Below are 7,957 nucleotides of genomic sequence, written 5' to 3' on the forward strand. Positions count from 1 at the left end.
GGCTATATCGTCAAATTTGAGATTTTCATTAGCTATTGGCCATCGTGCCGGGACTATGCTCAAAGCCCCGCCTGCTTTCAAGCGGAACGGTCTTTTGCGTGAGGCAAAATGCGATGAGAAACGCAAGCAATGCCACGTAAACCCACATAAAACCGTCAAAGCCTAAAATTTTCATACTAGCACCCATTATCATGGATGAAAGAAGCGAACCGAAAGAGTAGCTAAAAAGCACGGCGCGCCCTACTTCGATACCTTGATTTTTGTGTTTTAAAACGTCGTTTGCGCGAGCAAGCGATAACGCGTAGAGGCAAAAAGCGCCGGAACCCAGAAAAAACGACAAAACGTACTGCGCGTAGATGGAGGGCTTAAGCGCCAAAAAACAAATAGCCGCAAATAGCGACACGCCCGCGCAACACATTATCGCGGGACGACGGCCGAATTTATCCGAAAAGCCGCCGATGAGAGAGTGGGCGATAAAGCCGCCTGCCATCGCGATGGTCATAAAAAAAGAAACCTCCCTCGCGCCGTATCCTTGCAGCAGGATATAAACGCTAGCCATCGTAAAAAAGCCGTTTATGAGGATGCCCGCTACGATACTGGTAATGAGCGCCAAAGGCACGAGCGCAAAGACTCTCGGGATAGAGACGCTCTTTTTTTCAGGGATCGGCGGCTCTTTGATGCGAATCAAATTTAAAGGAATACTCGAAAACAAAATAAACGCCGCACTAAGCAAAAGCACGTGAGAAGTGGATAAATTTAGCGATAGCACGAGGATACCCAGCCCAAAACATACGTAAAATGTAATCTCGTAAAAGGCTAACACTCGCGAGCGCACTTCGTTTCTAGCGCGCGCGTTGAGCCAGCTTTCGATTATCATCAAGATCGAGTAGTAGCAAAATCCCAGACACCCGCGCAAAAATGCCCAAAAGTAGAGATTTTGGCTAAGATCGTGAAACATCGCCGCAATACCAAAAAGCGACGCAAATATCCCAAAACTCCTGATGTGGCCGACTTTTGAGACGATTTTGTGCGAAAATATCGTAGCTATCATCGCTCCAACGAAAAATACCGCAATGACAAATCCCGTCTCCAGCTCGTCCGCGCCCATTTTTTTTAGCTCGACGCCCGCAGAACTGATGATGAGGCCGTTTCCTACAAACAAGAACGCCATCCCTACAAATAGCGCAAACATCGATCTGATCGTTATTATCGAGCTATTTCTCATTGCTTTTTACTCCGTATACCAAAGCGCCCGCAGGCATCGCCGCAAGCGCAATCAAAAACGCGGCGATATCAAGGTTGTCTTGCCTTTTGAGCGCTAAAAATCCGACGACCAAAACCGCATACGCGATCAGCCGAAAAGGCACGAAAGCGGTGAAGTAGTTGGGCGAATTTTGTTTTAAATTACGCGCGAAATTTTGCTTTTTTGACGGCTTAGCTTCGCTGTTTTGATTTGATTCGTTTAAATTTGACTCGTTTGCCAGGCTTAAATTTGACCCGCCGCTTTGGTCTGCGTCGTTTAAATTTTGCTCGTCAAATTTAGCCCGCTCGTTTTCGTCTTTTAAATTTAGCTGCGCGTCCGCTTTTGCGTAATCCTCCAAATTTGACGCGTCTGGGCGCTTAGCATCTTCGCGGTGCGGGTCATGCCCGTCAAATTTAGCCTTCGCGGGGCGATCGGGAAACTCCTCGTGATTTTCGCCCCACTCGTCTATGTTATCATCCGCGTAGGCGTCGTAGCCTCGCACGCCGTTTTGCACGCGTTTTTTATAGGCTCTAAAGGTTGCGGCCAGCACCAAAAGCGAGCCCCCAAAAGCAACCTGCGAGCTGTAAAACCACGCGCGGCCAAATACCGCAGAGCTTAGCAACAACAAAACCTCAAACGCGCCGTAAACGGCAATGAGCTTAAAATTCACTCATCGTCCTCGTCGTCGTCTTTCGCGGGTTTAAATTTACTCTCGTCTTTTAGCTGCTCAAGGCTTTTTATCTGCGCGTCGTAGGCCTTTTTGACGTTTAGCGCGGCTGCTGCGATACCCACGGCTACGCCCGCAAACAGTGTCCACGTCCAGCCCGTTTCCTTCATGATCCAGTACCCCGCGCCCGAGCCTATAAGAATCGCTACGACGATAGAGATGCCAAGGCTTAGCTGCTCGGCGCCTTTTACGACCTCGCCTAAATTTATCCTAGCCATCAAACAAATCCCCAACTGTTTTTTATCTGCTCTTTTATCTTTTCTCGCTCTAGTTTTGCCTCTTTTAGCCGCTCCTCCAGCTCGGCGATCCTGGCTTTTACGCCTTGCATCCTCTCGTGCTCGTCGTGCATCTCGTCCGTGATCTCGTCAAAGCTCTCGTCGGCGGCCCTAACGGCAAAAACTATATCCTCGTCGCTCATCGCCTTGCAAACAAAGCCCGTCTCAAACTGGCTAGGCGCTAGATAAACGCCGCGTTTTAGCATATTTGCGTGAAATTTAGCGTACAAATTTACGTCGCTTTTTAGCGCGTCGTCGTAGTTTTTAACCTCGTTTTGATTAAAGAAAAATCCGAACATCGAGCCTCGCACCGTCGTTTGTAATGCGATGCCGTGCTTTTTAGCTGCCTCGGCAAAGCCTCTCATTAGCAAATTAGCCTTTTTGCCTAGCTCGGCGTATAAGCCGTCGTCGGCAAAAATTTTACTTAGGCTCGCGACGCCTGCGGCCATAGCTACGGGATTGCCGCTTAGCGTGCCTGCTTGATACACTGCGCCTAGCGGGCTTAGGCAGTCCATGATAGCTGCCCGTCCGCCAAACGCCGCCGCCGGGCAGCCTCCGCCGATAACTTTACCAAACGTTACCAGATCGGCCTTTATACCGTTAAATTCGAACGATCCGCGCCTACTCGCGCGAAATCCGCTCATGACCTCGTCAAAAATTAACACCGCGCCGTTTTCATCGCAAAGTCGCCTAAGCCCGCTTAAAAACTCGTTGCTAGCAGGCACTAGCCCCATATTTCCTGCGATAGGCTCGATGATGAGAGCGCCGATTTTGCCCCTATTTGCCTCGAATATCGCCCTCACGCTTTCTAAGTCGTTGTAGCGCGCTAGATACGTGTTTTTTACCACATCGGCAGGCACGCCGCCGCTTGAAGCGTTGCCGTACGTCGTCGCGCCGCTACCGGCTTTTACCAAAAGCGCGTCGCTGTGTCCGTGGTAGCAGCCTTCAAATTTTATCAGTCCGTCCTTGCCGCTAAAGCCCCGCGCTACGCGTATCGCGCTCATCGTGGCCTCGGTGCCCGAGCTTACAAAGCGTACCTTTTCCACGTTTTGAAACTCGTCGCAGATTAGTTTAGCAAGCCTTGTTTCTAAATTTGACGGAGCGCCGAAACTCAGTCCTTTTTTAGCCGTCACTATCACCGCTCTCTCGATATCCGGGTCGCAGTGCCCAAAAATGAGCGGCCCCCAGCTCTGAATAAAGTCCAGATAGCGGTTGCCCTCGATATCGACTAGATACGCGCCCTCGCCACGATCTACTATAAAAGGCTCGCCGCCGACGCTGCCAAACGCGCGAACGGGCGAATCCACGCCGCCGGGGATATAAATTTTGGCTAGCTCAAAAGCTTCTTTGTTCGTCATTTTTTATCCTTATTAAAATTTATCACGTATTCGTAAAGCAAATTTATCTCTTCGTCGGTTAGAAAGTAGCTAGGCATCACGCTTTTTGCACTTAGTACGCCCTCTTTAAACGTCTCTAAATCAAGATTATTTATCCTGGGAGCTACCAGTTCCTTTTCCTCTTTTACTTTGGTTTTTTTATTTTCTTCTTTGTATTTTGCGATCACGCTACCCTCGCCGCCCTTGCCGTGACACTTGTCGCAGCCGATGCCGCGCGGGTTTTGATAGAGCATCTTCGCGTATTCGTTTTTCGTGATAAAATCGCTCGCAAACGCCGCGCCGCAAAGTAGCCCCAAAATCAGCCAAATTTTCATAAATTCTTTCGCTTTTTCGTAAATTTAATCTAAAATTAGCTATCATACAATCTTTGCGATTAAAAAGTAATAAAGGACGAAAATGACGATATTAGACGGAAAAAACGTAAGCGCACAAGTAAAGGAAAGAGTAAAAAACGAAGCGTTAAATTTGAAAAATCAAGGCATAGAGCCTGCGCTCGCGGTGATACTGGTGGGCGAGGATAAAGCCAGCCAAACCTACGTCGCGGCAAAAGAAAAAGCCTGCATAGCCTGCGAGATAAAAAGCGTGATGCACCGCCTGAGCGAATCCACGACGCAAAGCGAGCTAATCGCGTTAATAGACGTGCTAAATTTAGACGACGGCATCGACGGCATCCTAGTTCAGCTGCCGCTACCAAAGCATATAGATACGAATAAAATTTTAGAAGCCATTAGCCCCGCAAAAGACGTGGATGGCTTTGCCGCGATAAACGTCGGCAAGCTAGCTAGCGGACTTGACGGCTTCGTACCGTGCACGCCGCTAGGCATAATGGAAATTTTTAAAGCCTACGATATAAATTTGGAGGGCAAAAACGCCGTCGTGATCGGGCGCAGCAACATCGTGGGCAAACCGATGGCAAATCTGCTGCTAAACGCCAACGCGACCGTAACCGTGACGCATAGCAAAACGCGAAATTTAAAAGAAATTTGCGCGAACGCCGACATCCTAGTAGCCGCTATCGGTAGGGCGGATTTCGTAACGGCCGATATGGTAAAAGAGGGCGCCGTCGTGATCGACGTAGGCATAAACCGTATGGACGACGGCAAGCTAAAGGGCGACGTCAAATTTGACGAAGTAGCTCCAAAATGCTCGTTTATAACTCCGGTTCCGGGTGGCGTAGGTCCGATGACTATCGCGATGCTGCTGTCAAACACCATAAAATCAGCCAAAAACCGCACGAAAAAGGCATAAATTTTGAAAAAAGCGTTTAATAAATTTTTAGATTTTTCAAACAGCTGGACGGGCACGGTCGTCATCGTCCTGCTCGTGATTTTCTTTGTCGCGCAGGCCTTCGTGATACCGTCTGGTTCGATGAAGGACACGCTTTTAGTCGGCGATCATCTTTTCGTTAAAAAATTTAGCTACGGCATCTCGACACCGCGCATTCCGTGGATCGAGGTCAAGATTTTGCCCGATTTTAACGGTAACGGCCATCTCATCGAGGGAGCCAAACCCCAGCGCGGCGATATCGTAGTTTTTCGCTATCCGCACGATGAAAAGATCCACTACGTCAAGCGAAATTTCGCAGTCGGCGGCGATGAAGTGATATTTACGGAAAAGGCGCTATTTTTACACCCGCACGAGGGCGAGGAGTTTATAAAGGCGAATTTCGACGAAAAAGATATCGTTAAATTCGGCGGCAAACTTTTCGTCAAAGAGCCTTATAAATTCGGCGGCATCCACTACGATGAGAAGGTAAATTTATTTGATCTAGCCGTAAACTACCTAAACGCGAGCAAATTCGCCATGCAACCCGTTATCGTAAACGAGCTACCAAGCGTGGGCAACTATCCGTTTAACGCATTTTATTTTCAGGTTCCCGAAGGCGAGTTTTTCATGATCGGCGATAACCGCGACCACTCAAACGACAGCCGCTTTTGGGGCTCCGTGGCATACAAAAATATCGTCGGTAAGCCTTGGTTTGTATATTTTAGCTGGGACGACGAATACAAAATCAGATGGAACAGAGTCGGTAAGAGCGTGGATTTTATACAAAACTCGCCCAAGCTACTAGAAGCCGCCAGAGCCGAAGCTAAAAACGACGGAAACAAGATCGAATGAACCTTGATAGCATCGACTTAGCTCAGGTGGCGATCCTAGTCGCCGTGCTCGTTATCTCCGTCGTCGGACACGAGATAGCGCACGGATATGCAGCGTTTAAATACGGCGACTTGACCGCCAAAAATTTGGGACGGCTCAGCATAAATCCCATAAAACACGTCGATCCGCTAGGCACTATAGTTGTGCCCGCGCTCATGTATCTTAGCACCGGAGTGACGTTTGGCTGGGCTAAACCCGTGCCTATAAATTTACGCACTGTGCTCTATAACGGCGGCTACAAGGCAGCTATCATCGTCGCTCTTGCCGGCATCGCGTACAACCTAGCTCTCTTTGCGCTAGCGTTTTGCGCGCTTAAATTTATCGGTTTTGGGTTTTTTGATAGCTTGGTAGCGGAGTTTGTTTTCATGCTCGCCGCCGTAAATTTAGTCCTAGCCCTCTTTAACCTCTATCCTATCCCGCCTCTTGACGGCTCAAAAGCGCTTGAATATCTTTTACGCATTTTCGGGTTTCACGGTGCTGCAAACCGGCTAAATAGCATACAAAGATACGGCTTTATCGCGCTAGTTATCATCGTGATCTCGCCGCTAAAAGATTACTTTTTCGAGCCGATACGATATGCCGTCACGATCATGAGGATGTTTTTATAGGCGGCAAATTTAAAATTTAGCCCAAATTTCGCTGCTAAAGGCTCGCGGCGAAATTTTACTTTAATGCTTTTTTGCTATAATTAAGCATTTTTTAGCTTATGGAAATTTCATGAAAATAGACAAAATTTTTATCGCGAGCGACCACGCGGGCTTTGATTTTAAAGCGCAAATTTGCGAGATTTTAAAAAGCGAAGGTTTTAGCGTATGCGACCTAGGAACGCATAGCAAAGATAGCGTCGATTATCCCGATTTTGCTGAGCTTCTAGCGCAAAATTTGCAGCACGAAAACGAATACGGCGTGCTAATCTGCGGCACGGGTATAGGCATCAGTATTGCGGCTAACCGCCATGCGCATGTTCGATGCGCGCTTTGTCACGACGTCACCACGGCAAAACTAGCGCGAGAGCACAACGACGCAAACGTGCTAGCTATGGGCGCTAGAACGGTCGGCGACGCGGTCGCGGTAGATATGATAAAGGTCTTTTTCGCTACCGAATTTGCCGGCGGTAGGCACGAAAGACGCGTGAAAAAGTTAGGAGGCGAGAAATGACCGATTGGCTCGTACTTACAGTTTTGATCTGCATTTGTATCTATCTCACCGTTATGGTGTTTTACTTTAAAACCTTGCTTAAAAAAGAGCGCACGACGCGCGATTTTATGAAAAATAATCTCCAAGATACCGAAGTCGTCATTCGTAAGCTACAAATCCAGCTCCAGCGCGGCCTTGGCAACATCGACATACTAACCGACGAACTAAACAAGGTAAAAAACGACGCCAACGCCCTTCGCACCAGAAACTCGCAGTACCGCCTGGAAAACGACAAACTCCGCCAGCGCATCCGCGAGCTAGAGGGCAAAATCGAAGCGCTACTATAAATCAAATTTAAAGGCAAAAAATGAAAGAACTAGACAAAGCGGGGAAGGAATTTTTATTAAATTCCATCCGCTGCATAAACGATTTTCCAAAACCGGGCATAGTATTTCGCGACATCACGACGCTACTAAACAACAAAGAGGCGTTTAATTTTTTAATGGATCACCTCGTCGCTCGCTACGAGGGCGCAGATATCGACTTTATCGCAGGAATCGAATCGCGCGGATTTATATTCGCAGCGGCTTTGGCGGCTAGATTGCGGCTACCTTTCGTGCCGATTAGAAAGCCTAAAAAACTGCCGTATATCACGATCTCGCAAAAATACAGCCTAGAATACGGCGTGGACGAAGTACAAATTCACGTTGATGCATTCGGCGAAAAAGCAGGCGCAAAGGTGCTTTTAATCGACGATCTAATCGCTACTGGAGGCACGGCTAAGGCTAGCGTCGAGCTAATAAATCAAACAAACGCCGTTTGCATAGAGGCCTGCTTTTTGATCGACTTAAAGGATCTTGGCGGTAGCGCAAATTTACGCCCGCTGACTAAAATTTACAGCATTTTGGAGTTATGATGGAAGAATTTTTTACGAAGCTACTCATCGAGTACGGCTACATCATACTTTTCGTCTGGTGCATAATGGAAGGCGAAATGGCGCTCATAATGGCGGGCATCCTCT

General features: G+C 48.1%; 11 protein-coding genes and 1 pseudogene. 7 read left to right on the forward strand and 5 right to left on the reverse strand.

Translation table 11 applies throughout. The annotated features are described in order from the left end of the window. Nucleotides 1-28 precede the first annotated feature (28 nt). The 5 genes from Q0218_RS09190 to Q0218_RS09210 are packed head-to-tail and all read right to left on the reverse strand — an operon-like array spanning nucleotide 29 to nucleotide 3,956. Complete coding sequence (locus Q0218_RS09190; RefSeq protein ID WP_297968912.1) at nucleotides 29-1,225, reverse strand: MFS transporter; 1,197 nt, start codon at nucleotides 1,223-1,225, stop codon at nucleotides 29-31. After that, on the reverse strand, nucleotides 1,215-1,913 hold the full coding sequence (locus tag Q0218_RS09195) for a potassium transporter TrkA (RefSeq protein WP_297968914.1): 699 nt from the start codon (nucleotides 1,911-1,913) through the stop codon (nucleotides 1,215-1,217). Before Q0218_RS09195 ends, Q0218_RS09190 begins: the two co-directional genes overlap by 11 nt. Continuing rightward, nucleotides 1,910-2,188 carry an AtpZ/AtpI family protein gene (locus Q0218_RS09200; RefSeq protein ID WP_297968931.1) on the reverse strand — a complete coding sequence of 93 codons (279 nt, stop codon included), beginning with the start codon at nucleotides 2,186-2,188 and terminating at the stop codon, nucleotides 1,910-1,912. The genes Q0218_RS09195 and Q0218_RS09200 overlap by 4 nt, the downstream gene beginning before the upstream one ends. Then, entirely contained in the window at nucleotides 2,188-3,603 is a 1,416-nt protein-coding gene (gene hemL / locus Q0218_RS09205) for a glutamate-1-semialdehyde 2,1-aminomutase (RefSeq protein ID WP_297968916.1), read from the reverse strand. Before hemL ends, Q0218_RS09200 begins: the two co-directional genes overlap by 1 nt. Beyond that, nucleotides 3,600-3,956: a c-type cytochrome gene (locus tag Q0218_RS09210; RefSeq protein ID WP_297968918.1), complete on the reverse strand. Its 357-nt coding sequence runs from the start codon at nucleotides 3,954-3,956 to the stop codon at nucleotides 3,600-3,602. The genes hemL and Q0218_RS09210 overlap by 4 nt, the downstream gene beginning before the upstream one ends. Before the next feature lie 82 nt (nucleotides 3,957-4,038). Here Q0218_RS09210 and folD point away from each other — a divergent pair, with 82 nt between their 5' ends. From folD to Q0218_RS09245, 7 genes and pseudogenes are all read left to right on the forward strand, one after another. Beyond that, a complete protein-coding gene (folD, locus tag Q0218_RS09215) occupies nucleotides 4,039-4,890 on the forward strand; it encodes a bifunctional methylenetetrahydrofolate dehydrogenase/methenyltetrahydrofolate cyclohydrolase FolD (RefSeq protein ID WP_297968920.1) in 852 nt (283 codons plus the stop codon). Nucleotides 4,891-4,893: 3 nt separating this feature from the next. Beyond that, the gene (lepB, locus tag Q0218_RS09220; protein WP_297968922.1) at nucleotides 4,894-5,760 is read left to right on the forward strand and encodes a signal peptidase I; all 867 of its coding nucleotides are present in this window, start codon (nucleotides 4,894-4,896) and stop codon (nucleotides 5,758-5,760) included. Continuing rightward, the gene (locus Q0218_RS09225) at nucleotides 5,757-6,407 is read left to right on the forward strand and encodes a site-2 protease family protein (RefSeq protein ID WP_297968924.1); all 651 of its coding nucleotides are present in this window, start codon (nucleotides 5,757-5,759) and stop codon (nucleotides 6,405-6,407) included. Before lepB ends, Q0218_RS09225 begins: the two co-directional genes overlap by 4 nt. A gap of 109 nt (nucleotides 6,408-6,516) precedes the next feature. After that, complete coding sequence (gene rpiB, locus Q0218_RS09230; protein ID WP_297968926.1) at nucleotides 6,517-6,957, forward strand: ribose 5-phosphate isomerase B; 441 nt, start codon at nucleotides 6,517-6,519, stop codon at nucleotides 6,955-6,957. Then, on the forward strand, nucleotides 6,954-7,283 hold the full coding sequence (locus Q0218_RS09235; protein ID WP_297968927.1) for a hypothetical protein: 330 nt from the start codon (nucleotides 6,954-6,956) through the stop codon (nucleotides 7,281-7,283). Before rpiB ends, Q0218_RS09235 begins: the two co-directional genes overlap by 4 nt. 20 nt (nucleotides 7,284-7,303) lie before the next feature. Continuing rightward, a complete protein-coding gene (gene apt / locus Q0218_RS09240; protein ID WP_297968929.1) occupies nucleotides 7,304-7,852 on the forward strand; it encodes an adenine phosphoribosyltransferase in 549 nt (182 codons plus the stop codon). Further along, nucleotides 7,852-7,957: pseudogene (locus tag Q0218_RS09245) on the forward strand (DedA family protein); the annotation flags it as partial. The gene apt and the pseudogene Q0218_RS09245, both read left to right, overlap by 1 nt.

The sequence above is a fragment of the uncultured Campylobacter sp. genome, from assembly GCF_938039245.1.
Lineage (GTDB): Bacteria > Campylobacterota > Campylobacteria > Campylobacterales > Campylobacteraceae > Campylobacter_A.

Excerpts from the sequence above, each read along its gene's own strand:
- hemL (WP_297968916.1), bottom strand. The coding sequence starts at position 3,603 with ATGACGAACAAAGAAGCTTTTGAGCTAGCCAAAATTTATATCCCCGGC.
- apt (WP_297968929.1), top strand. The coding sequence starts at position 7,304 with ATGAAAGAACTAGACAAAGCGGGGAAGGAATTTTTATTAAATTCCATC.
- Q0218_RS09235 (WP_297968927.1), top strand. The coding sequence starts at position 6,954 with ATGACCGATTGGCTCGTACTTACAGTTTTGATCTGCATTTGTATCTAT.
- folD (WP_297968920.1), top strand. The coding sequence starts at position 4,039 with ATGACGATATTAGACGGAAAAAACGTAAGCGCACAAGTAAAGGAAAGA.
- Q0218_RS09225 (WP_297968924.1), top strand. The coding sequence starts at position 5,757 with ATGAACCTTGATAGCATCGACTTAGCTCAGGTGGCGATCCTAGTCGCC.
- rpiB (WP_297968926.1), top strand. The coding sequence starts at position 6,517 with ATGAAAATAGACAAAATTTTTATCGCGAGCGACCACGCGGGCTTTGAT.
- Q0218_RS09190 (WP_297968912.1), bottom strand. The coding sequence starts at position 1,225 with ATGAGAAATAGCTCGATAATAACGATCAGATCGATGTTTGCGCTATTT.
- Q0218_RS09200 (WP_297968931.1), bottom strand. The coding sequence starts at position 2,188 with ATGGCTAGGATAAATTTAGGCGAGGTCGTAAAAGGCGCCGAGCAGCTA.
- Q0218_RS09210 (WP_297968918.1), bottom strand. The coding sequence starts at position 3,956 with ATGAAAATTTGGCTGATTTTGGGGCTACTTTGCGGCGCGGCGTTTGCG.